Source organism: Streptomyces sp. NPDC007929, assembly GCF_042959065.1.
Taxonomy (GTDB): Bacteria; Actinomycetota; Actinomycetes; order Streptomycetales; family Streptomycetaceae; genus Streptomyces.
In genome coordinates, this window is record NZ_JBIBKD010000002.1 from 920,168 (window position 1) to 946,157 (window position 25,990).

The following is a 25,990-nucleotide window of genomic DNA, read 5'->3' on the forward strand; positions in this document are numbered from 1 at the left end:
CCGTGGTTCGACGGGTGACCGCACAGCCGGCAGCGACAGGGGGACATGGCGGTGCACATTGGAATTCTGGGGACATTGACGGTTTCGGTGAACGGGGTCTCGATCACGCCAACCGCACCCAAGGCCCGGCAGGTTCTCGCTCTCCTGGCCGTGCGTGCGGACCAAGTGGTCCCCGTGGACGCGTTGATCGAAGAGCTGTGGGACGCGGTCCCCCCGCGCAGCGCCCGGACCACCGTCCAGACGTACGTCCTCCAGCTGCGCGAGCTGATCACGGCGGCACTGGAGAAGCCGGGGGAGGGCGAGGGGCGCACCGCCAAGGACGTGCTGGTGACCCTCCCGGGCGGCTATCTCCTGCGCAGCGGCGACGGCGACGGCGACGGCGCCGGCGGCTGCGAAGGCACCAGCGACATCAGGGACTTCGAGCGGCTCTCCGAGGTGGGATACCGGGCCATGGAGGCCGGTGACTTCACCGAGGCGGCACGGAACCTGCGGGAGGCGCTCGCGCTGTGGAGCGGCCCCGCACTGGTCGACGTACAGGCCGGCAAGCAGCTGGACACGGAGATCAAGCGGCTGGAGGAGACCCGGCTGTGTGCGCTCGACCAGCGCATCGAAGCCGAACTGCGCCTGGGGCAGCACCGGTCCCTGCTCGCCGAGCTGACTGTGCTGATCAGGCGCTACCCCACGCACGAGACGCTCTGCGGCCAGTACATGCTTGCCCTGCACCGGTCCGGCCGCCGGGGTGAGGCGCTCGACGCTTATCAGCGGCTGCGCAACACCCTGGTGCGGAGCAAGGGACTTGAGCCCTCCGCCTGGCTGCGCAAGTTGCAGCGTTCCATCCTGTCGGCCGGTGAGAACGGCAACCCGGCCATACCGGCCGAGGACCGCCAGAGTGTGCGGCTCAGCACGGCCTGCTAGACCGTGGAGGACCCCGGCGCGCTGGCGCCGGGTGAGTGGCCCTTGGCCCCTGCCGGACGACTCCGTCGGCAGGGGCCTTCGTCATTCCCGCATCCCCGCATACCTACATTCCCGCCCACCTACATCCCCGCCCACCTACATCCCCGCATCCCCGCATCCCCGCATACGGGCATCCCCGCATCCCCGTATCCGGCCGGGTGTCACGCGCAGTCGAGTGGGCCGGTCAGCAGGGACGTGAAGATCTGCCTTCCTTCCTGATGGCCTGTCACCTCTACGGCGATCAGGCCCGGTTCTTGAGAATCGGCGGGTGTCGCCTCGATGACGCAGGCCTCGTCGAATTCCGCGTAGCGGTGGAACACGGTGGAGATCGCGGACGGGGTGATCGTGTAGGGGCGCATGAGCCCGCACGCGGCCTGCCGGGCGGCTTCCAGGAGGACCATCCCCGGGTAGTGGTCGCCCTCGTGGTCGAACAGGACCGGATGGTCCGGATCCGGTTCCAGCAGCCAGCGGTTGGGCCGGTCGGTGGGGGAGAGGACCACGTCCTCCGGCCGGTCGCGTCCGACCGTGGCCGGTGGCATCGTGGCGCGCGGCAGGCCACGCCGGCCGTTCAGGTCGCAACCGAGGCGATCGCCGCGCAGTCGCCGGTAGACGGCGGACGAGACGCAGGTGAACCGGCCGCCGCCGACGGCGACGACGGTGCCGTCGCGACGTATGGACAGCTCCATGCGGAATCCGCCGGCCCGGCCGCCCCGCAGGGTGACGTCCGTGCATACGGCGCTCAGCTCGATGTCGGTGGGTGTGGAGCCGATGCGCAGCCGGTCGGGCTCGGTGCTGAACCAGAGGTCCGACATGACGAAGTGATGGCCCAGCGGCACCCCGAGTTCGGCGTGGGCCAGGAACAGGCCCGCCTGGCGGAACGTCTCGGCCGTCAGCAGCGGGTCGTGTCGGCCGCCGCCCGCGGCCTGGAAGAAGGTGTGCGCCCGGGGCCACTGGCCGAGGAGCGCGAAGTGACTCTCGCTCTGCCTCGTGCACCGGGTCAGGAACACCTCGGCCAGGCTCGCGCGGTGGACGTACTCCTTCGGGACCGTGGTCGTCAGCCCGGAAACGTCGGACGCCGGAACGACCGGCGAAGCGTCGGACGCCGGAACGTCGGACGCCGGAACATGGGTATGCAGCGAAGCCATCTCGATCCCCCGTTGGTTGCGCTGAATGCGTGTCCGAACGCATAAGTTACGGACCTACCGGTTTGGTTCTCAATTGCAGCCTGGCAAAAGTACGGTCAAGCGTTCGGTTTCCGGGTTCGGTATGCGGCACCTCCAGAGGTACGGCTCTGACGTCGAGTGAAGTGCGCTTATTCGGCGCCCAGTTGGTCCGCGCGGCGCACTGGATGTTGAGGATCCTCCCGAGGCCTGGGGGAAAGCGGGGGCCAACCGGTCACAGGCGGCGCAGGGAATCCCGGGGGTGAAGGGGGCGAACACGTCGATCGGCGAGGCAAGTAAAAACCGCACGGTTCGTTTGTAATCGGCGTCACCTGCCGTGAGGGCGAGGAACTCGAACGGCCGGCTCTGTGGCGGCGGGTGGATAGGGGTGGGCATTCAGGTTCCCGGACCCCCGCCGCGCCGGGGTCGTCCCCCGCTCCGCATGGCAGCCCGGGCGGCGGCGCCGCTCGCGGGACGCTATACCGCCACCCTGCCGCCGGTTCCGAAGCGGCCGGAAGTCCGCTTGACGAGGGCTCAAGGAACCGCGCCCGGCCGCCCCCCGGCCGTTACGGTTCAGCAGTACGCCCGCTCTTCGAACACTTGCTCGGGGAGACGTAGACGCGAAGGGGGATCGGATACATGAGGATTCAGATACTGGGTCCACTCAGTGCCGAGATCGGTGGGGTGCCGATCGCGCCGACAGCGAGCAAGCCACGGCAGATCCTGGCGCTGCTCGCGCTGTACCCGGGCCGTGTGATGCCGGTACCGACGCTGATGGAGGAGATCTGGGGCGGCGAATCACCGGTCAGTGCCCTGACCACTTTGCAGACCTACATCCTCCAGCTGCGCCGGCGGCTCGGCACGGCCATGGGGCCCGACTCCCCGCGCAACGCCAAGGACGTCCTGGCCACCCGGCACGGTGGCTACGTGCTGCAGATCCCGCCCGAGAGCGTGGACGTGCACGCCTACGAGCAGCTCGTGGCCGGGGGGCGGGCGGCGTTCGAGGCCGGTGACGACGCGCGCGCTGCGGACACCCTCCGCCAGGCGCTGGACCTCTGGCAGGGCCCGGCCCTGGTCGACGTACGCGTCGGATCGCTGCTGTCGATCGAGACCGTCCGCCTGGAGGAGAGCAGACTCGGTGTGCTGGAACGGCGGATCGACGCGGAACTGCGGCTGGGTCGGCACACCGAACTGATCGCCGAGCTCAGGGACCTCATCGCGCGTCACCCTCAGCACGAGGGGCTGCATTCGCAGGCCATGCTGGCGCTGTACCGGTCGGGCCGGCAGGCGGCGGCGCTCGACGTCTACCGGAGGCTGCGGGTGCGTCTCATAGAGGAACTCGGTGTGGAACCGTCGCCTCAACTGCAGCGCCTGCACCAGGCCATGCTGAGCGTGGACCCCGCCCTGGACGTCCCCGCGGGACCCCGCCGGGCCTCGACCTTCGACCTCTACACGACCTGACTCCGACCTGACTCCGACCCCGCTCCGACCCGGCTCCGTCCCTCGTCCTGACCGCTTCGAGCTCGCCTCTAGCACCGTCGGCGAGGCTGACGGTGCCCGCTGAACCAGGGCCGAGGAGGGGCGGACAATGGCGGACCGAGCGGCACCCGTACGGCTGTACTGCTTCGCACACGCAGGGGCCGGAGTCTCCGCCTTCCGCGGGTGGACGCGCCCACTGGGTCCCGGCGTCGAGACGGTGCCGGTGCTGCTGCCGGGCCGGGAGGGCCGACGGCGTGAACCGCGTCTGACGGACCGGGCGGCACTCGTCGCCGACCTGCTGGAACGCGTCAGGCCCGAGCCGGACCGGACGTATGTGCTGTACGGGCACAGCCTGGGCGCCATGGTGGCCCACACCCTCACCCAGGCCCTGCGGGAGCGGGGCCTGCCGCTCCCGGCCCTGCTGGCGGTCGGGGCCTGCCCGCCACCGGACCAGGCCAGCGAACTGTCCGACGACTGTCACACCGTCGACGCCACGCTGATGGACCGGCTCCGCACCATGGGGGCCGTGCCCGAGGGCGCGGTGCCGGGTGACTACTGGCACCGGGCGTCGCTGCCCGTGCTGCGCGACGATCTGCGCCTGGCGCACGCGCTGCGCGTGGCGGCCCGGCGCACCGCGGCCCTCGACGGCCGGGTGCCGGTGCCGCTGCTCGCGGTCTCCGGGGACCGCGACCCGCTGGCCCCGGCCTCCGTGGTCGACGGCTGGCGCCGATGGAACGCCGGTCCGGTGGTGACCCGCACGGTCGCCGGCGACCACTTCTTCGTACGGGACGACGCGCTGCCCCGCCTGTTGGGGCGTGCGATCCGTGTCGTGCGGCGCCTTGCCGGGTGAGCGGGGCGCCGCTGACGACCACGAGAGACCCGGGAACCACGGGAAGCACGAGAGCCCCGAGAAGCACGAGAGACACGAGAGAAAAGGGAGAGTCGCCCATGCAACCGCTCGACATCAAGGATCTGGTCGTCCTGCTGCGCACCAACGCCGGTGACAGCGACACCTACGACCTGGACGGCGATGTCCTGGACGTTCCGTTCTCCGACCTCAACTATGACTCGCTGGCCCTGCTCCAGGTCACGGGCGCCATCGAGCGCGACAACGGCGTCGCCCTCGACGAGGAGGCCCTGGAGGAGGCGGAGACCCCGCGCCAGTACCTCGACGTCGTCAACCAGGTGCTCGCGGACGCTTCCCGCGCCGCCTGAGCGATGGTGCGCCCCGGGTACCCGTTCGCACGCGTGGGGGCGTCCCCCGAGCCGCCCCCTCGCGCGCGTGCGAACGGACCGGGCGCACCGCTCTCGACTCCCGCTCAAGCGGCGCTCGAGGGGTGGCGCATACGGTCGTCGCCCGCAACGAGAAGGGGAGACCGCCGATGCCCGCACCGGTCGTGCACCGCACATCGCATCGGATCGAGGTGGCCGCACCCGCCGGGGTCGTCTACGGGTTCCTCGCCGACGCCCAGCGCTGGCCGCTGTTCTGCGCCCCGGACGTGTACGTGGAGCAACTCGACCTGAAAGGCCTCGAACAGCGCCTGCGCATCTGGGCACTGCACCGTGACGGCATGACGTCCTGGGTCACCCGGCGCACCCTCGATCCGGCCTCGCGCCGTGTCGAGTTCCGCGTCGAGGCGGGCCCGGGGGCCGTGGACGGGATGCTCGGCGTCTGGAGCGTCGAGCAGTTGCCCGGCGGTTCCTCGGCGCTGACGCTGGTGCGCGAGTTCGCGGCGGTGGACGGTCCCCTCCCGGCGGACCCTCTCGACGACGCCCTGATCCGTGGGCAATTGGCCGGCCTGAAGCGCCTCGCGGAGAGCTGGACCGTCCTCGACGAACTGGTCGTGACCGTCGAGCACGCCGTACGCGTCGACGGACCCGCCGAACTGGTCTACGGCTTTCTGCACCGGGCAGGCGCCTGGCCCGGCGGCATTCCGGGGCTGAGGGAGGTCCGGCTGGACGAGGAGGTGCCCGGCGTCCAGCTGGTGCGCACCGCCGCCGCGGACGCCGAGCGGGGCCTCGCCGTACGCCTGTGCTTCCCCGCTGCCGGTCTCATCGTCTACAGCCTGACCGAGTCGCCCGCTCTGATCGCCGGGCAGACCGGCGAATGGTCGGTGGAGCCCGACCCGACGGGAGTGAGCGTGCGCGTCCGGCACCAAGTGGTGCTGGACGAACGGGATGTGGCCCGGGTCCTGGGGGAGGGCGCCGATCTGTCCGACGCCCGCCGCCATGTCCGCGAGACCATCGCCCGGGACAGCGCCGCGCTGCTCGGACTCGCCCGTAGGCACGCGGAGGACGCGGCCGACGCACTGGGGCTGCCGGTTCCAGGAATGTCATGACCACTACTGCCCAGCCGCATGCCGCCCACTCGCGTGCCGCCCAGTCGCGTGCCGCCGACCGGAGCACGCTCGCTCTTGACGTCGACGCGGCGGTCACCGACGCCCTGCGCCGTGCCGCTCGTCTGGACGCCCTGCTCGGAGACCCGTACGACCCGGCCAACGCGCACGGCTTCGCGGCGTTCGTCGGTGCCGCGCTGGATCGCAGGCCCGCGTGGGCCACCGAACGGCTCCTCGCCGAGGCCGGGTTCGCAGCCGAGTTCGTCCCCTCCGGGCACGGCGGCACCCTGACCCGGGCCGACCTGCTCCTGAAGGTCCTGCGGCCGGTGTTCCGGCGCGACGTGGCGCTCGGTTTCGCCGCCGGCCTCACCTCGCTGTTCGCCGCGTCCGCGGTCTGGGCCGCCGGAAGCGCCGAGCAGCAACGCGCCATGTCCCGGTTGTTGTTGAGCGGCGGACGCGCCACCGTGGTGCGTCCGGGGCTCGCCCCGGAGGGCGGGGCGCGACGCGGGCAGATCACCGCCCGGCGCCGCGCCGACGGCCGGGGTCTGCTCCTCGGCGGCGGCGAGGCCGTCGTCCCGGACGCGGCCCGAGCGGACGTCTTCCTGGTCCACGCCCGCACCGCCGACACCGGCGCCCGCACCCACTCCGCGCTGCTGGTGGACCCCGCGCGACTGCCCGCCGGGCGGGTCCACCGGCTGCCGCGCGTGGCGACCGAGGGGATGCGCGGAGCACTCTTCTCGGGTCTCGCGTTCGCGGAGTGCCCGGTCCCCGACGACACCCTCGTGGGCGCCCATGGGGAGGGGGCCGCCCTGGCGCTGCGTGTCACCCAGGTCAACCGCTGCCTGGTCGCCGGTGCCATGACGGCGGCCCTCGACCCGGTGCTGCGGTCCGCGGTGGACGCGGCCACCGACGGACGGCGCGGGCACCCGGCCGACCGCTGGCACCGGCCGCTGGCCGGAGTCTTCGCCGACCTGCTCGTCTGCGACGCCGTGACCACCACCTGCCTGCGCGCGGCCGGAGCGCTGCCCGGCCGGGCCTCCGCGCCGACGGCCGCCGCGACCTACGCGGTGTCCACCCTGCTCCAGGACGGCCTGGAGGAACTGTCCGCCGTGCTCGGCTCGCACCGTCGGCCCGCTGACGACCCGCTGCACGGCATCCTGGCGAAACTGGTGCGGGACCTGCCGGCCGCGGGCCTCGGCCGCGAGGGCGCCGCCGCCTGTCAGGCGGTCATCGTGCCTCAACTGCGCGGCCTCGCACGACACTCCTGGTTCGCCGAGGAGGAACCGCCCACCGCGCTGTTCCGCGCCCACGCTCAACTGCCGCCGCTGGACCACCGGGCGCTCACGTTCCCCGGCGGTGGGGACTTCCTCGCGGCCTCCCTGCCCGGGGCCGCCGAAAGGCTCAGCCGACCGGGCCGCGGCGGTGGCCGCACCACGCTGCTCGCACGGATGGCACAGGCCTTCAGCTCGGAACTACGACTACTGCGCGACCAGTGCGCCCGGCTGCCGGGCGACGACCCCGGCGCGCCTGACGGCCCCGACCAAGCCCCGCCCGGCCAAGCCCCGCCCCACGGGCCCGGCGAAGCCCTGCCCCGCAAGCCCGGGCAACTCCTGGCCGGGCCCGTGGCCCGGGGTCTGAGTGACCGGTATGGGCTCGTCGTCGCGGCCGCCGCCGTTCTCGCCGTCCGGGAAGGGCAGGAGGGCGACGACCCCTTCCTCGCCGGCGACGACTGGGCCGTTCTCGCCCTGTCCCGGCTCGGCCACCGGCTGGGGCTCGCGCTGCCGGACCTGCCCCGGGACTGTGTGACCGGCGTCCTCGACGAACTGCTGCGCCGCCACCGCACCGGGCGTGGCCTCGACCTGGACGGCATCGCGCTCGCGCCGGGCGCCCGGCAGGAGCCGTACAGATGACGCCGGGGCCGCGCATCACCCCGCCCGTGCACGTGGCGGGACCGGCCGGACCGTGGGACGAGGTGCGGGAGGGGATGCGCCGCCGCGGCAACGCGGTGGTGGTCACCACCCGGGCGCCGTGGCTGGACGCCGTCGGCACCGGGGCCCGGCTGTGCCTGCTGCTCGGCCGTGACTGGCCGCGATACCGGCGTACCGCCGACCCCCGGGCGCGCGACCGGTTCGCCGCCGCGCGGCTGGTGCTCAAGCACACGGCGGCGGCCGCGCTGGGCACCTACCCCACCGAACTCGACCCCACCGAACTCGACCCCACCGAACTCGACCCCACCGAACTCGACCCCGCCGAATTCGACCTCGCCTACAAGACCGGCGGGCGGCCCCATCTGCGTGGGCTCGGGCACGTCGACGTGGGGCTGTCCCACACCGGAGAGCTCATCGTCGTCGGCATCAGCCGCGAAGGGCGCATCGGTGTCGACGCCGAACCGCTCTCGCGCGCACTGAGCGTGGACGTGCTGCGCCGACGGATGTGCACCCCCGCCGAACGGGCCCTCCTGAACGGTCTGGACGTCCCGCGGCAGACCGCGGCCCTGCTGCGTCTGTGGACGCTGAAGGAGGCGTACACCAAGGCGCTCGGGCAGGGACTGCGGCTGAGGTTCGACGAGTTCGGATTCCCCCCGGGCGCCGGGGGCGAGTTCCCCGGCCCGGGCGACGGGCTGCTCACACCGGAGGGCGGCCTCGCGGAACCCGGAGCCTGGACGTTCGGCACGTACCGGGCCCTGGAGCGCTATCGGGTCGCCGTCGCCCACTACGACCGGCCCCGGGGCGCGACGCCCGGGGAGGCCGAGCGGGCCATGGCGTACGAGAGCTCCCTGAACCTCGTCGCGCAGTTGCTGCCCGGGGAGTGAACCGGTTCTCGAGCGCACCTCCAAGTGCCGTTGAGGCCCTCCTGTGAAGGTGGGCGAGTTCGACACGCGTATCGGGAAGTGAGGAGGACGGTCATGCCGTTGCTGACAGGGACGTCCTCGGTGACGGGGGACTCGTGGATGCCTGGTCGATAACCACCGCGTTGGCGCGAGCCGTCTTCCGGTCGCTGGTGGCGGCGGGCGCCATGTGGGTCCACATCCCCCCTCCTGAGGAGCCGGGGCAGGAAGCGCCCCTGCATACACCCCCGCCGGGACACCCCGAGCGCCTGCGCCCCGACATCCCGCTCAGCGCCGTCGAACGGAACCTTGCACGCTCGCTGTCGCACCCGGAGGACACCGAATGAGCATCGCCACCGAGGGTCCGGTACCTGACCGGCTGACCGAACTCGCCGAGATCAAGGCGCGGGCGGCCGCCGGCCCCGGCGAACAGGCCACCGCACGGCAGCACGCCAAGGGCAAGCTGACCGCCCGCGAACGCGTCGGCCTCCTGCTGGACGAGGGCTCGTTCCAGGAGATCGAGGCGTTGCGGCGGCACCGCGCGACCGGGTTCGGGCTGGAGGCCAAGCGGCCCTACACCGACGGTGTGATCACCGGCTGGGGCACCGTGCACGGCCGTACCGTCTTCGTCTACGCGCACGACTTCCGTATCTTCGGCGGCGCCCTCGGCGAGGCCCACGCGGCCAAGATCCACAAGGTGATGGATCTGGCGCTGGCGGCCGGTGCCCCCCTGGTCTCCCTCAACGACGGCGCCGGTGCCCGTATCCAGGAGGGCGTCACGGCACTGGCCGGCTACGGGGGCATCTTCCAGCGCAACACGAAGGCCTCGGGCGTCATCCCGCAGATCTCCGTGATGCTCGGCCCCTGCGCGGGCGGCGCCGCCTACTCTCCGGCGCTGACGGACTTCGTGTTCATGGTGCGCGAGACCTCGCAGATGTTCATCACCGGGCCGGACGTGGTCAAGGCCGTCACCGGCGAGGAGATCACCCAGAACGGGCTCGGCGGTGCCGACGTCCACGCCACCGTCTCCGGCGTCGCGGCGTTCGCCTACGACGACGAGGCCGCCTGCCTGGAGGACGTGCGGTATCTGCTGTCCCTGCTGCCGTCCAACAACCGTGAGACGGCGCCGAGTCACCCGTCGCGGGACCCGGCCGGCCGGCCGACCGAGAGCCTGCGTGAGATCGTCCCGGCCAACCCCAACCAGGCGTACGACATCCGCGCGGTCATCGAGGAGATCGTCGACGACGGGGAGTACTTCGAGGTGCAGCCCGGCTGGGCGACCAACGTGGTGTGCGCGCTGGTGCGTCTCGACGGGCATGTCACGGGCGTGGTGGCCAACCAGCCGTCCGCCTTCGCCGGGGTCCTCGACATCCACGCCAGCGAAAAGGCCGCGCGCTTCGTGCAGTTCTGCGACGCCTTCTGCATCCCCCTGGTGACCCTGGTGGACGTACCCGGCTTCCTGCCGGGCGTGGACCAGGAGCACGGCGGGATCATCCGGCACGGCGCCAAACTGCTGTACGCCTACTGCAACGCGACGGTTCCGCGGGTCCAGCTGATCCTGCGCAAGGCGTACGGCGGCGCGTACATCGTCATGGACTCGCGGTCCATCGGCGCGGACGTGTCGCTGGCCTGGCCCGGCAATGAGATCGCCGTCATGGGGGCCGAGGGCGCCGCCAACGTCATCTTCCGCAGGGAGATCGCCGCCGCGGACGACCCCGACGCCGTACGGGCGCGGAAGATCAAGGAATACCAGTCCGAGCTGATGCACCCCTACTACGCCGCCGAGCGTGGTCTGGTGGACGACGTCATCGCCCCCGCCGAGACCCGCTCGGCTCTGATCGGTGCGCTCGCGATGCTGCGTACCAAGTACGCGGACACCCCGGCCCGCAAGCACGGCAACCCGCCGGTGTGACGGGCGGGGGGACGACAGAGATGAGCGCCTGGCAGATCACCGGCGGCAGCCCCTCGGCCGAGGAGACCGCCGCCCTCACCGTGGTCCTGACGGCCCTGCTGGCACGGCAGGCCGACGCCGGGGAACCGGCGCAGCGGGCGAACGCCGGCACCGGCTGGCCGCGTCGTGACCATCCCAACCCCTATGTCGCGGCCGGGACTTGGCGCGCCAGATGACCCGGGCCCATGCCGTGCTGCCCCCACGCGCGGTGCAGGGCTGTTCAAGCGCCGCTCCAGCAGGGGGCGGCACCGTGATGACGACACACGACACACACGAAAACCACGTCTGGAGTATCGCCATGACCGACGCAAGGCTTGTCGGAACCTGGACCACGGAGCTGGTGGACGACGGCAGGTCCGTGTTCGGACTGGCGTCCTTCTCGGGTGACGGCGGCGTCACCTGCTACCAGGTCAACGCCAAGAACATCGGCCTGGGCAACTGGGAGTCCACCGGGCCGGACTCCTTCACCTACAACTTCCACATCCTCGCCGTGAGCCCCGAGGGCGAGCACGTCGGCGAGGCCCATGTCCACGTGACCGGCGAGTTCCTCTCCGACGACCACTGGGAGGGCGTCGGCGGCGGCAACTTCTACTCGCCGACGGGGGAGTTGCTGCGCGGCCACGAAGGCAACCGCGTCATCGCCCGCAAGTTCGGCATCGACAAGTAGACCGGCCGTCGAGCGCCTACGCCGGTGCCCCGGATCGGGACGTCACGGAGGAAGAAGCCCCATGCCAAGCGTCGAACTCAAGGGTGAACTCGTTCTCCCGTCGGATCCGGGGTACCCGCTCGCCCGACAGCTCCAGAACACCGAGTACGACACCGTCACCCCGCACGCCATCGCCTACTGCGAGTCCGTCGACGACGTCGTCACCTGCGTACGCCACGCCCGGGAGAGCGGCCTCGCGGCGCACATCCGCGGCGCCGGGCACAGCTTCAACGGCTGGTCGACCGGAACCGGCCTGGTCATCGACCTGTCCCGGATGAACCACGCCGTCACCGACGGCCCCACCGTCCGCATCGGCGCCGGCGTCCAGTCGCTCGACGCCCTCGACATCCTGGCGCCGCTGGGCCGCCAGATCATCACCGGTACCTTCCCCACCGTCAGCCAGGGCGGCTTCCTGACGGGCGGCGGACTCGGCTGGCAGACCCGCAGGTTCGGCGTCGGCAGCGACCGGATCGTCTCCGCCCACGTCGTGCTCGCCGACGGCCGGACCGTACGCGCCTCCGCGGACGAGCACCCCGACCTGTACTGGGCGCTGCGCGGCGGTGGCGGCGGCAACTTCGGGATCGTCACCGAATTCGAGCTGCTCCCGGTGGACGCCCCGCGGCTGACCGGCTTCGAGACGCTGTGGCCGTACGAGGACGCCACCGACGTGCTGGTCGCCTGGCAGGCCTGGGCCGCCGAGGCGTCCGACGACCTCGGCACCTCCCTCGTCGTACTGCCCGGCGTCTTCGGCCCCGGGGGCAAGCCGGTCATCAAGATCTGGGGCGTGCACCACGGCGCGCCCGAGGACCTCGAACGGGCCCTGGACGAGCTGACCGAGCGCACCGGCGGCACACCCCTGCACCGCGAGGTCGGCAGGCCCGGGCGGTACGCCGACGTCATGCACGAGGCGTTGTGCGGCTCCAAGACCGTCCAGCAGTGCCACCGCACCGGCACCCACCCCGACGCCGTCGGACACCGCCACCCCTACACCCGTCAGGCCTACCGGCTCACCGGCCGGCCCGCCACCCGTGCCGAGGCGGACGGCCTGCTGCGGGCCTGGAACCCGGACCTGGACCACGAGCGCTATCTGCTGTGCATCGCGCTCGGCGGCGCCGCCAACCGCGTGGACCGCACCGAGACCGCGTACCCGCACCGCGACGCCCAGTTCCTGACGGGCTTCCAGATCGCCAGCCGCGACGAGGATGCGGCGGTCCGGCGCCCGGCTGAACTCGACGCCTGGGCCGACCGGTGCGGCGCCGCCCTCGCCCCGCTCGCCACCGGCTCGTACATCAACTTCCCCAGCTCCCGGGTGCCGGAGCGGTGGGAGAGCGACCACTACGCGGAGAACGCCGCCCGGCTGCGCACCGTCAAGCGGGCCTACGACCCCGACGGCTTCTTCCGGCACGGCCAGAGCATCGGCACCGCAGCGGACGGTGCCCACCGGACGACGAAGGCAGGACGATGAAGACCGGACTCACGGACAAGGCAGTGCTCGTCACCGGCGCCTCCCGGGGCATCGGCCGGGCCACGGCCCTCGCGTACGCGGCGGAGGGAGCGCGCGCCGCGATCACCTACCACCGCGACGAGGCGGGTGCGAAGGAGACGGCCGACCAGGTCGCCGCCGCCGGGGGCACCCCCCTCGTGGTGCGCTACGACCTCGCCGACGAGGACTCCGCCCGCACTGCCGTCGCCGCGGTCGTCGCCGAGTGGGGTGGCATCGACGTCCTGGTCGCCAACGCCGTCGAGTGGGGGGATGCGATCCCGCGCCCCGGCCGGCGGATGCCCGCCTTCGAGGACGTCCCGGCGCAGCAGTGGCAGCGCGTCCTGCGCACCGGCCTGGACGCCGTCTTCCACACCGTGCAGGCCGCCCTGCCTCATATGCGCGACCGTGACTGGGGTCGCGTCGTGCTGGTCGGCGCCGGCCTCGCGGACACCGGCATGATCGGCGCGGGCGCCTACGGCGCGGCCAAGGCCGGTCTGTACGGGCTGGTCCGCAGCCTCGCCTGGGAACTGGGGCCCGCCGGGATCCTGGTGAACCTCGTCGTCCCGGGCCAGTCCCTCACCGAGAACGTCCTCGCCCACGCCTCGCCCGCCTTCCTGGAGAACAAGGCCGCGTCCCTGCCGTCGGGCCGGATGAACACCCCCGACGACGTGGCGCGCACCATCGTCTTCCTGGGCTCCGCCGCCAACGGCAACGTCCACGGCGAGGCGCTGCGCGTCACCGGCGGCCTGTGAGAGCCGCCCCACCCTCCGACCGTCACCCCCTCGCCGCCCACCGGCCGCCGACCCGGGAGAACCCATGACCGACACACTCGACACGCCGCCGAAGACGCTCAAGGACGGGAACGAGGACGCCCCCGCCTACCCGATCAAGCGGGGCTGCCCGTACCAGATGCCACCCGGGTACGAGCAGTTGCGGGAGAAGGGCCCGATCTCCCGGGTCACCCTCTGGAACGGCCGGGTCGTCTGGCTGGTGACCGGCAACGAACTCGGCCGCAAGCTGTTCCCGGACCCCCGGCTCTCCTCGGACGTCCTGGACCCCGACTTCCCGCTGCTCGCGCCTCGGATCGAGGCCCAGCGCCGGCAGGCCGCCGCGCCCCCGCTGGTCGGCGTCGACGACCCGGTGCACGCCCGCCAGCGCCGCATGGTGCTGCCCAGCTTCGGCGTCCGGCAGATCAACGCGCTGCGCCCGGCCATCCAGCGGTACGCCGACGATCTCCTCGACACGATGCTGGCCAAGGGCCCGGGCACCACGGTCGACCTGCTGACGGAGTACGCGCTGCCGATGCCGTCCGCCGTCATCTGCGAACTGCTGGGCGTCCCCTACGAGGACCACAGCTACTTCGACGAGCGCTCCCGGCACGTGCTGTCCTCCTCCGGCCCCGAGCAGGCCGCCCAGGCGCAGCAGGCGTTCACCGAGATCCTCGCCTATCTGGACGACCTGATCAGCCGCAAGCAGGCCGAGCCGGGCGACACCCTGCTCGACGAGCTGATCGCACGTCAGATGGAGGAGGGCAAGGTCGACCGGCAGGAGCTGGCGATGCTCGCCACCGTCCTGCTGGTCTCCGGGCACGAGACCACGTCGAACATGATCGCGCTGTCCACGATGGCGCTGCTGGCCCACCCGGAGCAGTTGGCGGCGCTGCGCGCCGACGAGTCCCTGATGCCCCGGGCCGTGGACGAGCTGATGCGCTTCGCCTCCATCGGCGACATGCTGATGCGGGTGGCCAAGGAGCCCATCGAGATCGAGGGGCACCTCATCGAGGCCGGTGACGGGGTGATCCTGTCGACGATGCTGATGAACCGTGACCCGGAGTCCTTCGGCCGCCCCGACGACCTGGACATCTTCCGGCCGGCCGGCCGCCACGTCGGCTTCGGCTACGGCATCCACCAGTGCATCGGCCAGAACCTGGCCCGCGCCGAGATGGAGATCGCCCTGGCCACCCTCTTGCGCCGGGTGCCCACGCTGCGGCTGGCGATCCCCGCCGACCAGGTGCCCGTCAACGCCCCGTTCGTCCTTCAGGGAGTCTCCGAACTCCCCGTCACCTGGTAGTCCGCCGTGCGTATCTCCATCGACACCGGCCGGTGCATCGGCTCCGCCCAGTGCGCCGTCGCCGTGCCCTCCGTGTTCGAGCAGGACGAGGACGGCTTCTCCACCGTGATCCCGGGCAGCGAGACCGCCGACGGCGAGCCCCCGGGTCTGCGCGAGGCCGTACGGGCCTGCCCGGTGCAGGCCATCACACTCACCGAGGCGGGAGAGGCGTAAGCGCCCCGGCGGGAGCGCGCGCTCCCGCCGGGCCCCCGGCGGGTCCGGGCAGAGGCGGTGCGGCGCCCTGCCCGGACCCGCCCTTTCTCATCCACCGGCCCCACCAGAAGGAAGCCATGGACATTCGCAGCCTCGACGGCGACGACCCGGCGACGATCGCCCTGCTCCTTCCGGGCTTTCAGGAGACGATGAGCCACGCACTGCCCGATGACCCGCCGGTGTCACAGGCCCTGCTGGCCCGGCTGATGCAGCGCCGGCACGGCGCCGACCGGATCGTCCTGGCGGTCTTCGACGGCGACCGGCCCGTGGCCTGCGCCAAGCTGGGCCTCGACCTCGGCGACCCCGGCGGCCCCGGACACGGCTCGCTGTGGGTCTTCCCCTCGTTCCGCGGCCGCGGCGCCGGCACCGCCCTGGTCGACGCCGCCCGCGCCGAACTGCGCGGCAGGGGACGCAGCCACCTCGTGGTCGACGCCCCGCACACCCCCGCCGCCGAGGCGTTCGCCGCCACCCGCGGTGCCCGGCTGCGCGGCACCAGCCTGCGCAACCGCCTCTTCCTCAGGGGCCCCGCCCGCACCGCACTCGACGAACTCGCCGCCCGCGCCGTGCCCGGCCACCACCTGGTGCGGTGGACCGACCGCTGCCCGGACGCGCTCCTCGCCTCCTACGCCCGCGCCTGGAGCACCCTCGACACCCCGGCCAACGGCCAGGCACGGATGCGGGCCCCCACCGGCGACGACGTACGGGCGCGCGAGGCCGAGGCGGGGCGGGCCGGACACCGGCAGTACGTGACCGCCGTCGTGGACGACGACTCCGGCGAGGTCGCCGGGTACGCCACGCTCTTCGTCCGCGACAGCCCGATGGCGGACGCGGGCGAGACGCTGGTGCTCGCCTCCCGGCGCCGCCGGGGACTGGGCACCTGGCTCAAGGCGGACCTGCTGGCCCGGGCCGCCCGCGAGAACCGCGAACTGGCTCTGGTGCAGGCCTGGAACGACGTGCGCGACGACGCCGCCACCGCCCTCAACCGGCGCCTGGGGTTCAGGGCCGACAGCTCCTGGTCCACGTACTCCCTGAAGGTCTGAGCACACCAGCCGCGTTCGAGTTCGGATCCACCGGCCACTGCCACGATCCGCGGCAGATGGCAACCGCGAGAGGGGTTCTTTGTGACTACCAGCGACACACCTGTACTGATCGTCGGCGGCAGCCTCGTCGGCCTGTCCACCGCGGTGTTCCTCGCACATCACAACGTGCCCTGCACCGTCGTCGAGCGGCACCCGGGCACCTCGATCCACCCCCGCGCGGTCGGCTACTACCCGCGCACCGCCGAACTCCTGCGCACGGTCGGGGTCGAGGGGGCCGCCAAGGAGGCCGCGTCCGGATTCGAGAAGCACAAGACCCGCGCCGGGGTCGTCTCGCTCGCCGGCGAGGTCCTCTTCAGCAAGGAGGAGCTGGAGGGCGGGGACGAGCTGTCCGACCTGACCCCCTCCTCGTTGCTGCTGCTGCCGCAGGACCGGCTGGAGCCGATCCTGCGCGCCCGGGCCGAGAAGCTCGGCGCCGATCTGCGGTTCGGCACCGAGTTGGTCTCCTTCGAGCAGGACGGCGACGGGGTCACCGCCGTCCTCAGGGACATCGAGGGCGCCGAGAGCACCCTGCGGGCCCGCTATCTGGTGGCCGCCGACGGGCCGCGCAGCACGGTGCGCGAGTCCCTCGGCATCGAGCGCGAGGGCCGGGGCGTGCTCTCCCGGCACGTCAGCATCGCCTTCGGCGCAGACTTCCGGGCGGTGCTCGGCGACCGCCGCTACAGCGTCGTCCACGTCAAGAACGACACGGTCACCGGCATCCTGGTGCACGACGACACCCTCACCGAGGGCACCCTGATCGTCGGCTACGACCCCGGCGAGGGCGAGAGCCTGGAGGACTTCACCGACGCGCGCTGCGCCGAGCTGGTCTCCGCGGCGATCGGCTCGGACGAGGTCGAGGTCACCGTCCGCTCCCGCTTCCCCTGGGACATGGCCGAGCTGGTGGCCGGGACCTTCGTCCAGGGGCGGGTGCTGATCGCCGGCGACGCCGCCCACCAGATCCCGCCCACCGGCGGGTACGGGGCCAACACCGGTATCGCGGACGCCTTCAACCTGGCCTGGAAGCTGGCCCTGGTGCTCGACGGGAGCGCGGGCCCCGGCCTGCTGAAGACCTATGACGAGGAGCGCCGGCCGGTGGGCGTGTACACCGCCGGGCAGGGCTCACTGCAACTGGCCATGCGCTCGGGCACCGCGACCGAGGAGCAGCGGGCCGCCACCGACGACGCGATGACCGTGACGATGGGTCAGGCCTATCGCTCGGGCGCGTTCGTCCCCGACACCGGGGCGGCACGGCCGCCGCTGACCTCCGACCCGCGCGCGCTGCGCGGCGAGCCCGGCACCCGCGCCCCGTACGTGGTGCTGGAGCCGGACGGCGTGGCCACCCTCGACCTGTTCGGCCGCGGGTTCGTGCTGTTGGCCGGGCCGGACGGCGGTGCCTGGGCCGAGGCGGCCGCGCAGGCGGCCACGGAGGCCGGCGTCGCACTCGCCTTCCACCACGTCGGCGCGACCGCCGAGGCCGGCACGCCGGCTGGTTCCGGGGGCCGCTGGGCCGCCGCGTACGGGGTGCGCGCCGACGGCGCGGTCCTGGTGCGCCCGGACGGGATCGTCGCCTGGCGGAGCGCCGGCGGTGGACCGGCCGAGGGCCGGCGCGCGGCGCTCGTCGCGGCGCTGCGCCGGATCCTGGACCTCTGAGGGACCGCCGGCCGCCGGCCCTCAGCCGTCGGTCGGCGTCTCGCGCGCCTCGGCGACGGAGTCGACGTACCTGATCAGCAGCCGGGCGAACTGGAGGCGGTCGTCCTCGGGCCACTCCCGGGTGATGAACTCGAAGGCGGCCCGCTGGTGGCGCCGGAAGGCGGCCAGCATCTCCAGTCCCTCGTCGGTCATCTGCAGGATGGTGCGCCGTCCGTCCTGCTGGGAGGCGGCGCGGATCAGATAGCCGGCGGAGATGCAGTCGGTGACCATGCGGCTGGCCACGGAGGGGTCCACGGCCAGCCGCTCCGCGACGACTCCGACGGTGATCTCCTGGCCGTCGTGCTCCGGTCCCTCTTCCACGATGTTGAGCACCAGGGTCCGGCTCATGTCCTTGCGGGACACCGGCTTCCCCACGGCCAGCGCGGAGGCGCGGCGCAGCCGCGAGAACGCCGGTCCCACCGCGTCCAGCGGGTCCGCGGCGTCGAGGGATCCCCGCTCGGACGGCGGCGGCACGCTCTTCTGCCCGGTGGTCGAAGTCTTCATGGCAAACATCCTAGGCGCGCGATTATCGGCAAGCGGCATGTGTATGCTTACAACTTGTTGCATGATTACATGCATATGCTGACAGGTCAATGAAGCCACGCTCACCCGTCAACGACCCATTCCCCTGGAAGGACCGCAATGCCGAACACCAAGGACTTCGACTTCGACGTCCTCATCGTCGGAGGAGGCCCGGTGGGCATGCTGCTCGCCTCCGAACTCCGCATCTCCCGCGTCAAGCCGGTGGTCCTGGAGCGCCTCACCGAGCGGACCCCCCACTCCAAGGCCTTCGGCCTGCACGCCCGTTCACTGGAGTCGCTGGACCGGCGCGGCCTGGTCGAACGCTTCCGGGACGGCGCCCGCTCGTGGAGCAACGGCCACTTCGCCGGACTCGACGTCTGGGTCGACTTCTCCCTCCTCGACAGCGCCCACAACTACGCGCTGCTGTCCGAGCAGACCCGCACCGAGCGGCTGCTGGAGGAGCGGGCGGTGGAGCTCGGCGTCCCGGTCCGCCGCGGCCACGAGGTCACCGCCGTCCGGCAGGACGCCGACGGCGCCGAGGTCGACGTCACCGGCCCCGAGGGCGCCTACACGCTGCGCGGCCGCTATGTCATCGGCACCGACGGGGGCCGCAGCCTGGTCCGCAAGTCCGCCGGCATCGGCTTCCCCGGCACCGGCGGGCGCGTCACCGCCCGGCTGGCCGACGTCGTCCTGGCCGACGGCGAGAAGGCGCCGATGGGCATGGAGCGCACCGAGCGCGGCCTGCTCTTCTGCGTCCCGCTCGACGAGACGTACCACCGCGTCGCCACCTTCGACTTCCAGCAGGGCAAGGAGGCGGGCTCCGAGCTGACGATGGAGGAGTTCACCGAGAGCCTGCGGGAGATCTGGGGCGACGACCTCGGCGCGAGCGAGCCGCGCTGGCTGTCGTGGTTCACCGACTCCGCCTGCCAGGCCGAGCGGTACCGCGAGGGCCGGATCTTCCTGGCCGGCGACGCCGCGCACACGCACTTCCCCGTCGGCGGCCAGGGCGTCAACCTCGGCCTCCAGGACGCCCTCAACCTCGGCTGGAAGCTGGCCGCGGAGATCAACGGCTGGGCCCCGGAAGGCCTGCTCGACACGTACGACAAGGAGCGCCAGGCGCCCGCCCGCAACGTGCTGGCCAACACCCGTGCGCAGATCGCGCTGATGAACCCCGACCCGTACGTCACGCAGCTGCGCGAGCTCTTCGAGACGCTCATGACCAAGGAGCAGGTCAACCGGCACGTCGCGGAGATGCTCAGCGGTGTCGCGGTCCGCTACGAGCTGGAGGGCCCCGAGCACCGGCTGCTCGGCGACTTCGCCCGCGACCTGACGCTGGAGACCGGCGACGGTACCGTCACCCTCCCCAAGCTCCTGCGCCGCGGCACCTTCGCCCTGCTGGACCTGGGCGGCGGCCCGGAGATCACCGAGGTGTACGAGGAATGGGGGGCGAAGCTCGGCTGGGCCGGACGGGTGCGGCACGTCGTCGCCCGCTGCGCGCAGGAGCCGGACCTCGCCGGTGTGCTGGTCCGCCCCGACGGCTATGTCGCATGGGCCGCCGACAAGGACGCCTCGCCCGCCGAGGTAGCCGACGGCCTGCGTGCGGCGCTGGCCGCATGGGCCGGGACCGGGGACCCCGCCCGGCCGGTCTTCAAGTGACGGGCCGGTCTTCACGTCACCCGGTGAAGAAGGCAACGAACACTCGTCATTCCATGTGGACATGCATGCAAATACATGACAACATGCATACTCCCGAGCGAGTACCTGAACGAGTAAAGGCACCACGGCGACCCGGCGGCTCGACGGAACCCCCTGTTTGGAGACAACCATGCGCATCATCCGCCACTACGAGCACGGCGATCCTTCGGTACTGCGCCTCGAAGAGGCGGAGAAGCCGCAACCCGGCCCCGGCCAGGTGCTGATCCGCGCCGAGGCCATCGGCGTCACCTTCGCCGAGGTACAGCGCCGCCAGGGCATCCCGATCGGCGGCCACGCCGCTCTCCCCGGCGCCCCCGGCGGCGACGTCGCCGGCACCATCGAGGCCGTCGGCGAAGGGGTCACCGGCTTCGCCGTCGGCGACCGAGTCGTCGGCGACATCGACCACAGCGCCTACGCCGACCACGTGGTCACCGGCACCGACTGGCTCATCAAGCTGCCGCAGGGCCTGGACGCCGCCGAGGCGACCCTCCTGCCCAGTCCGGCCCAGACCGCCTACCACGCGATCCGGGAGGCCGGCCGCCTGAAGCCCGGCCAGACCATCGTGATCGACGCCGCCTCCGGTGGCGTCGGGCACCTCGCCGTCCAGATCGCCAAGGCGCTCGGCGCGGGGAAGGTCATCGCGACCGCCGGCAGCCGGGCCAAGCTCGACTTCGTGCGCGAGCTCGGTGCCGACGTCGCCATCGACTACACCGACGACGACTGGACCGACCAGGTCCTCGCCGCCACCGACGGCCGCGGCGCCGACGTGGTCCTGGAGACCGTCGGCGGCGAGGTGCTGCTCAAGTCCCTGGACATCACGGCCACGTTCGGCACCCTCGTCTTCTACGGCTCGGCCTCCGGCGACATCCCGCCGATCCCGACCCTGGCCCTGGCCCGTATGAAGAACGTCGCGGGCTTCAGCCTCTACGCGATGCTCTACAACAAGCCGGACGCCGTGGCCGAGGGCCTGCGCCACCTGCTGGAGCTCGTCGACTCCGGCCAGGTCAAGCCGGTCGTCCACCAGCGTCTCGCGCTCGAGGACGCCGTCAAGGCGCACGAGTTGATGGAGGCGCGAGCCCAGCTCGGCAAGGTCGTCCTCGTTCCCTGACGGCCCGCTGAGCGGACGGCGGGCCCGGCCGGGCCCGCCGCTCTCCCACACCAGAAGTGACCATCCCCTAAGCCCGGTCCGGGCCCGGAAGAAGAGTGCCATCGCCCGCCCGCCGGCGGTCGGTGCAAGGGGGGATCGCACACCGACCCTGAAAGGCGGCCCCTCCGTGTCCGCTCCCACCGCCCAGGCCGGAGGACTTCCCTCCACCGGCCTGAGAACCACTCCGGTCCTGATCGCGTGCATGCTCTCCGCGTTCCTGGCCATGCTCGACATGCAGATCGTCACCACCGCCCTGCCCCGTATCGCGGGCGACCTCCACGGCATCGGGCTCTTCGCCTGGGTGACCATCGCCTACGTCATCGCCAGCAGCGTGACCACACCCGTCTACGGCAAGCTCGGCGACCTCTTCGGCCGCAAGGCCGCCCTCCTGTCCGCGCTGGCCCTCTTCCTGGCCGGCTCCGCCCTCTCGGGCATGGCAGGCTCCATGGAGCAGCTGATCGCCTTCCGCGCCGTCCAGGGCCTGGGCGCCGGAGGCATCTTCGTCTCCGTCCTCGCCGTCATCGGTGAGCTGTACCCGCCGCGCGAAGGCGCCAAGTACTACGGCATGCTCAGCATGATCTTCGCCGGTGCCTCGCTGCTCGGCCCCGCCATCGGCGGCGTCCTCACCGACGTGCTCAGCTGGCACTGGGTCTTCCTCGTCAACCTCCCCCTGGGCGGCGCCATCGTCGTGCTGTTCGCCCGGTACCTGCATCTGCCGCACACCGTCCGCGAGTCCCAGCTCGACTACGCCGGCATCGTCACCCTCTCCGGCGGCATCGTCGCGCTGACGCTGCTCACCTCCTGGGGCGGCGTCGAGTACGCCTGGACCTCCCCGCAGATCCTCGGGCTCGGCCTCGGCGCGCTGGTGTGCCTCGCCCTGTTCATCAGGGCCGAGTCCGGCGCCGCCGCGCCGATCGTGCCGCTGCGCCTGTTCAGGGACTCCACACTGACCCTCTCGGTGCTCGCCACCATGGTCTGCGGCATCGCGTTCGTCGGGTCCGTCAACTTCCTCGCCCTGTACATCCAGGTGGTCACCGGGGCCGGGCCCACCACCTCCGGGTTCGCGCTGCTGCCGATGATGCTCGGCCTCGTGCTCTCCTCCGTCGTCACCGGCAGGATCATCGGCCGGACCGGCAAGTACAAGATCTTCACCGTGCTGAGCATGGCCCTCGGTATCGTCGGCGCCCTGCTGCTGTCCACCATGGACGCCGGCACCCCGCGCACCGTGGCCGTCCTCTACATGGCCCTCTTCGGTCTCGCCTCGGGCCTGTCCGCCCAGGTCTTCACCCAGGCCGCGCAGAACACCGCGCCCCGGCAGGACATGGGCGCCGTCTCCGGCACCGTGACCTTCGGACGCTCCTTCGGCACCTCGATCGGCATCTCGCTGTCCGCCGCGATCTTCTACGGCCGGCTCACCGACGAACTCGCCGCCCGCGTCCCGGCCGGTGCCCTGGGGGGCGTCGACCAGGACGCGCTGTCCTCGCACACGGTCCTGAACTCGCTGGCCCCCTCGGTGCGGCACGCCGTAGAGGAGTCCTACGCCGCCGCGCTCAGCCCGGTGTTCCTCACCGCCGTGCCCGTCCTGGTGCTCGGCCTCGTCCTCGCCCTGTCCCTCAAGAACGTCACGCTCCGCTCCGGCCACCACGACAGCGAGCGGACCGAACCCGCCGACGACCGCGCAGCGGCCGGCACGTCCCCCGAAACGGCCTGATCGCACGTTCCCCCACGTGTGATCCATGGCCGAAGGGCTGTCCTCCCACCGCGAACCACGGTGCGGGGACAGCCCTTTGCCGCGCCCGGGGCCCGCTTCAGGGCGGTTCGAGCGGGACTCCACGCCCACCGGCCATTGTCGGGAACGGGGCCGTGGCGGCCCCCATGGCTCGCTAGGAGGCTTGCGTGACAACGACCGATGACCGTACGACGGCCGCGGCGGTCGACCCCGGACCGCTGATCAAGCTGACCATCGCGGACTGCGCGGCCAAGGTGCTGCACAGCGCCGTGACGCTCGGTGTATTCGGCGCGCTCGCCGAAGGGCCCGCCGACGCCGAGCGGATCGCCGCCGCCACCGGTCTGCACCCGCGGATGGCCGGCGACTTCCTCGACGCACTCGCCGGCCTCAGCCTGCTGGAGCGGACCGGCGACCAGTACACCAACGGCCCGCTGGCCAAGGCCTACCTCGTACCGGGCACCTCCACCTACCTCGGCGGTTTCGTGGAGCTCACCAACGAGACCCTGTACGGCACCTGGGGGCGGCTCACCGAGGCGCTGACCACCGGCACCCCGCAGCACCTCGACCCCGACAAGGGCGGATTCGTCGGGGACAAGCACAAGGACCCGGAGAAGATGAAGCGCTTCTTCGCCGGTCTCGACGCCTACAGCGACCGGATGGGCGTGGAGATCGCCGCACGCGTCGACTTCTCCCGCCACTCCTCCTTCGTCGACCTCGGCGGCGCACGCGGCAACCTCGCCTCCGTCCTGGTCAAGGAGCACCCCCACCTCAAGGCGGGCGTCTTCGACCTGGAGCGCACCCGGCCGCTGTTCACCGAGCACACCGGCCGCCTCGGACACGCCGACCGCATCGAGTTCACCGGCGGTGACTTCTTCACCGACGACATCCCCCGGGCCGACGTCCTGGTGCTCGGCCACATCCTGCACGGCTTCGACACCGACCGGCGCCGCGAGCTGCTGCGCCGGGTCCACGCGGCCGTCAACCCCGGCGGACGGATCCTCGTGTACGACCGGATGATCGACGACGAGCGCCGCGACGCCGAACGCCTGCTCTCCAGCCTGCACATGCGCCTGGTCAGCCCCGACGGCTCCGAGTACCGCGTCGGGGACCTGGACGCCTGGCTGCGCGAGGCCGGATTCACCGACACCGTCGCCCAGCCGCTGCTCGGCACCCACACGCTGGTGACGGCCACCCGATGACCGACGCGGACGGCACGGCCGCCCCGACCACCCAAGGAGTCAGCATGAGCCAGGAGCAGGTGCCCGTTCTCATCGTCGGCGGCGGCCTCACCGGACTGTCCGCCGCGCTCTTCCTCGCCCACCACGGCGTGCGCGCCACGCTGGTCGAACGCCACCCGGGCACCTCGGTCCACCCCAAGGCCCGGGCCATCAACCCGCGCACCATGGAGCTGTACCGCGCCGTCGGCATGGAGGAGCGGGTCAGGGCCGGCCGCTCGCCCATCTCCGGCAACACCGACCTGGTGCACGTCGAGACCCTCGCCGGCAACGAGCGGGTCCGTATGCCCAATGCCTCCATCGAGGACATCAGCCGGATCAGCCCCACCCAGTGGACGCTGATCGACCAGAACCAGCTTGAGCCGATCCTGCGCGAGCGCGCCGAGGAGGTCGGCGTCGACCTGCGCTTCCACACCCGGCTCGACGCCGTCGCCGAGGACGCCGACGGGGTCACCGCCACCCTCACCGACGTCGGCACCGGCGAGAGCTCCCGGCTGCGCGCCGCGTACGTCGTCGCCGCCGACGGCAGCCGCAGCCCGCTGCGGGAACTGCTGGGCATCGGGGCCCACGGCCGCGGCACCCTCACCAACCTCGTCAGCTTCTTCTTCGACGCCGACCTGACCGAGGCCCTGCGCGGCCGCAAGATCATCGCCGCCTACGTCAACAATCCCGCCGTGCGCGGCACGATCATCCCGCTCGACAACGACCGCAAGTGGGTCATCAACGTCTCCTTCTTCCCGGAGCGGGGGCAGAGCGCCGGGGACTTCACCGAGGAGCGCTGCGTCGAACTGGTCCGGGCGGCCGTCGGTGTCCCCGACCTGCCGCTGACCATAGAGTCGGTCGACATGCCGGCCTGGGACATCTCCGCCCGGGTCGCCGACACCTTCACCGCCGGCCGTTTCCTCGTCGCCGGCGACGCCGCCCACGTGATGCCGCCCACCGGTGCCTTCGGCGCCAGCACCGGCATCCAGGACGCCTACAACCTGGCCTGGAAACTGGCCCTGGTACTGGACGGCAAGGCCGGGCGCGACCTGCCGGCCACCTACGACGCCGAGCGCCGCCCGGTCGCCGAGGAGACGGTGCGCCAGGCGATGCTGCGCTTCGCCGTCCGCGAGGGCAAGCAGTTCCAGGACGTCGCCGCGGACCTGGTCGACGAGACCACGATGACCTTCGGATACGCCTACCCCGACGGCGCGTTCGCCGGTGAGGACCCCCAGCTGTGGACCGTCACCGAGAACCCCGACAAGCCCAGCGGCCGGCCCGGCACCCGCGCCCCGCACGTGAGTGTCGAAGGAGCCCACGGGCCGTTCTCCACCGTGGACCTCTTCCCGGTCGGCTTCACCCTGCTGACCGCCGGGGCCACCGGCCCGTGGGCCGCCGCCGCCCGGGCCGGCCGGGACCTCGGCCTGGTGCTGTCCGTGCGCGGCATCGGCGACGGCGGCGACTACACCGACACCGAGGGCACCTTCACCGACCGCTACGGCATCGCCCCGGGCGGCGCCGTACTGGTCCGCCCCGACGGCTTCGTCGCCTGGCGCTCGCCCGGCGGCCCCGAGGGGGACGTCGCCGAGACCCTGACCACGGTGCTGCGCCGTATCCTCTGCCTGAACTGACCGGCCCCATGCGACTGGGCGCGTCTCCCGAACGGGAGACGCGCCCAGTCGTCTTCGGGGAGC

The 25,990-nt window shown here is 72.2% G+C and carries 24 protein-coding genes; 22 read left to right on the forward strand and 2 right to left on the reverse strand.

Annotated features, from left to right (window positions below; all coding sequences use genetic code 11):
• The first annotated feature begins 51 nt into the window (after positions 1-51).
• A complete protein-coding gene (locus ACFZDE_RS08940; protein WP_391198655.1) occupies positions 52-915 on the forward strand; it encodes a BTAD domain-containing putative transcriptional regulator in 864 nt (287 codons plus the stop codon).
• 200 nt (positions 916-1,115) lie between these two features.
• Here the strand turns inward: ACFZDE_RS08940 and ACFZDE_RS08945 are convergent, their stop codons facing one another.
• Positions 1,116-2,099 carry a ScbA/BarX family gamma-butyrolactone biosynthesis protein gene (locus ACFZDE_RS08945; RefSeq protein ID WP_391198656.1) on the reverse strand — a complete coding sequence of 328 codons (984 nt, stop codon included), beginning with the start codon at positions 2,097-2,099 and terminating at the stop codon, positions 1,116-1,118.
• Between the two features lie 654 nt (positions 2,100-2,753).
• Here ACFZDE_RS08945 and ACFZDE_RS08950 point away from each other — a divergent pair.
• The 16 genes from ACFZDE_RS08950 (at position 2,754) to ACFZDE_RS09025 (ending at position 17,947) form a co-directional block, all read left to right on the forward strand.
• Positions 2,754-3,575, forward strand: a complete 822-nt coding sequence (locus ACFZDE_RS08950) for a BTAD domain-containing putative transcriptional regulator (protein WP_391198658.1) — start codon at positions 2,754-2,756, stop codon at positions 3,573-3,575.
• A gap of 127 nt (positions 3,576-3,702) precedes the next feature.
• Positions 3,703-4,443 carry an alpha/beta fold hydrolase gene (locus ACFZDE_RS08955; protein WP_391198660.1) on the forward strand — a complete coding sequence of 247 codons (741 nt, stop codon included), beginning with the start codon at positions 3,703-3,705 and terminating at the stop codon, positions 4,441-4,443.
• A gap of 98 nt (positions 4,444-4,541) precedes the next feature.
• Entirely contained in the window at positions 4,542-4,808 is a 267-nt protein-coding gene (locus ACFZDE_RS08960; protein WP_127359016.1) for a phosphopantetheine-binding protein, read from the forward strand.
• Positions 4,809-4,975: 167 nt separating this feature from the next.
• The gene (locus ACFZDE_RS08965; RefSeq protein WP_391198663.1) at positions 4,976-5,932 is read left to right on the forward strand and encodes an SRPBCC family protein; all 957 of its coding nucleotides are present in this window, start codon (positions 4,976-4,978) and stop codon (positions 5,930-5,932) included.
• Positions 5,929-7,839, forward strand: coding sequence for an acyl-CoA dehydrogenase (locus ACFZDE_RS08970; RefSeq protein ID WP_391198664.1), 1,911 nt, complete (start codon positions 5,929-5,931; stop codon positions 7,837-7,839). The genes ACFZDE_RS08965 and ACFZDE_RS08970 overlap by 4 nt, the downstream gene beginning before the upstream one ends.
• Complete coding sequence (locus ACFZDE_RS08975) at positions 7,836-8,741, forward strand: 4'-phosphopantetheinyl transferase superfamily protein (protein ID WP_391198667.1); 906 nt, start codon at positions 7,836-7,838, stop codon at positions 8,739-8,741. Before ACFZDE_RS08970 ends, ACFZDE_RS08975 begins: the two co-directional genes overlap by 4 nt.
• A gap of 203 nt (positions 8,742-8,944) precedes the next feature.
• Entirely contained in the window at positions 8,945-9,103 is a 159-nt protein-coding gene (locus tag ACFZDE_RS08980) for a DUF6059 family protein (RefSeq protein ID WP_391198943.1), read from the forward strand.
• Entirely contained in the window at positions 9,100-10,668 is a 1,569-nt protein-coding gene (locus ACFZDE_RS08985; protein ID WP_391198670.1) for a carboxyl transferase domain-containing protein, read from the forward strand. Before ACFZDE_RS08980 ends, ACFZDE_RS08985 begins: the two co-directional genes overlap by 4 nt.
• 20 nt (positions 10,669-10,688) lie before the next feature.
• Positions 10,689-10,883 (forward strand): acyl-CoA carboxylase epsilon subunit, encoded by a 195-nt coding sequence (locus tag ACFZDE_RS08990; RefSeq protein ID WP_391198671.1) that lies wholly within the window; start codon positions 10,689-10,691, stop codon positions 10,881-10,883.
• Between the two features lie 122 nt (positions 10,884-11,005).
• Entirely contained in the window at positions 11,006-11,374 is a 369-nt protein-coding gene (locus tag ACFZDE_RS08995) for a hypothetical protein (protein WP_390997559.1), read from the forward strand.
• A gap of 61 nt (positions 11,375-11,435) precedes the next feature.
• A complete protein-coding gene (locus tag ACFZDE_RS09000) occupies positions 11,436-12,878 on the forward strand; it encodes an FAD-binding protein (RefSeq protein ID WP_391198674.1) in 1,443 nt (480 codons plus the stop codon).
• Entirely contained in the window at positions 12,875-13,648 is a 774-nt protein-coding gene (locus ACFZDE_RS09005; RefSeq protein WP_391198677.1) for an SDR family oxidoreductase, read from the forward strand. The genes ACFZDE_RS09000 and ACFZDE_RS09005 overlap by 4 nt, the downstream gene beginning before the upstream one ends.
• Before the next feature lie 64 nt (positions 13,649-13,712).
• On the forward strand, positions 13,713-14,966 hold the full coding sequence (locus ACFZDE_RS09010) for a cytochrome P450 (protein ID WP_391198679.1): 1,254 nt from the start codon (positions 13,713-13,715) through the stop codon (positions 14,964-14,966).
• A 6-nt stretch (positions 14,967-14,972) separates the two neighbouring features.
• Positions 14,973-15,179, forward strand: coding sequence for a ferredoxin (locus ACFZDE_RS09015; RefSeq protein ID WP_391198682.1), 207 nt, complete (start codon positions 14,973-14,975; stop codon positions 15,177-15,179).
• A 116-nt stretch (positions 15,180-15,295) separates the two neighbouring features.
• Positions 15,296-16,258, forward strand: a complete 963-nt coding sequence (locus ACFZDE_RS09020; protein WP_391198684.1) for a GNAT family N-acetyltransferase — start codon at positions 15,296-15,298, stop codon at positions 16,256-16,258.
• Between the two features lie 81 nt (positions 16,259-16,339).
• Positions 16,340-17,947 (forward strand): FAD-dependent monooxygenase, encoded by a 1,608-nt coding sequence (locus ACFZDE_RS09025; RefSeq protein ID WP_391198687.1) that lies wholly within the window; start codon positions 16,340-16,342, stop codon positions 17,945-17,947.
• Positions 17,948-17,968: 21 nt separating this feature from the next.
• On the opposite strand, the gene ACFZDE_RS09030 is transcribed toward ACFZDE_RS09025, so the two are convergent.
• Positions 17,969-18,490 carry a MarR family transcriptional regulator gene (locus tag ACFZDE_RS09030; RefSeq protein WP_391198690.1) on the reverse strand — a complete coding sequence of 174 codons (522 nt, stop codon included), beginning with the start codon at positions 18,488-18,490 and terminating at the stop codon, positions 17,969-17,971.
• 138 nt (positions 18,491-18,628) lie between these two features.
• Here ACFZDE_RS09030 and ACFZDE_RS09035 point away from each other — a divergent pair, with 138 nt between their 5' ends.
• The 5 genes from ACFZDE_RS09035 to ACFZDE_RS09055 all read left to right on the forward strand — a co-directional run bounded on the left by ACFZDE_RS09035 (position 18,629) and on the right by ACFZDE_RS09055 (position 25,927).
• A complete protein-coding gene (locus ACFZDE_RS09035) occupies positions 18,629-20,164 on the forward strand; it encodes an FAD-dependent monooxygenase (RefSeq protein WP_390997580.1) in 1,536 nt (511 codons plus the stop codon).
• Between the two features lie 169 nt (positions 20,165-20,333).
• On the forward strand, positions 20,334-21,311 hold the full coding sequence (locus ACFZDE_RS09040; RefSeq protein ID WP_391198693.1) for a zinc-binding dehydrogenase: 978 nt from the start codon (positions 20,334-20,336) through the stop codon (positions 21,309-21,311).
• Positions 21,312-21,477: 166 nt separating this feature from the next.
• A complete protein-coding gene (locus tag ACFZDE_RS09045; RefSeq protein ID WP_391198695.1) occupies positions 21,478-23,061 on the forward strand; it encodes an MFS transporter in 1,584 nt (527 codons plus the stop codon).
• Positions 23,062-23,246: 185 nt separating this feature from the next.
• Positions 23,247-24,278 (forward strand): methyltransferase, encoded by a 1,032-nt coding sequence (locus ACFZDE_RS09050; protein WP_391198698.1) that lies wholly within the window; start codon positions 23,247-23,249, stop codon positions 24,276-24,278.
• 44 nt (positions 24,279-24,322) lie between these two features.
• A complete protein-coding gene (locus ACFZDE_RS09055; protein ID WP_391198700.1) occupies positions 24,323-25,927 on the forward strand; it encodes an FAD-dependent oxidoreductase in 1,605 nt (534 codons plus the stop codon).
• Positions 25,928-25,990 lie beyond the last annotated feature (63 nt).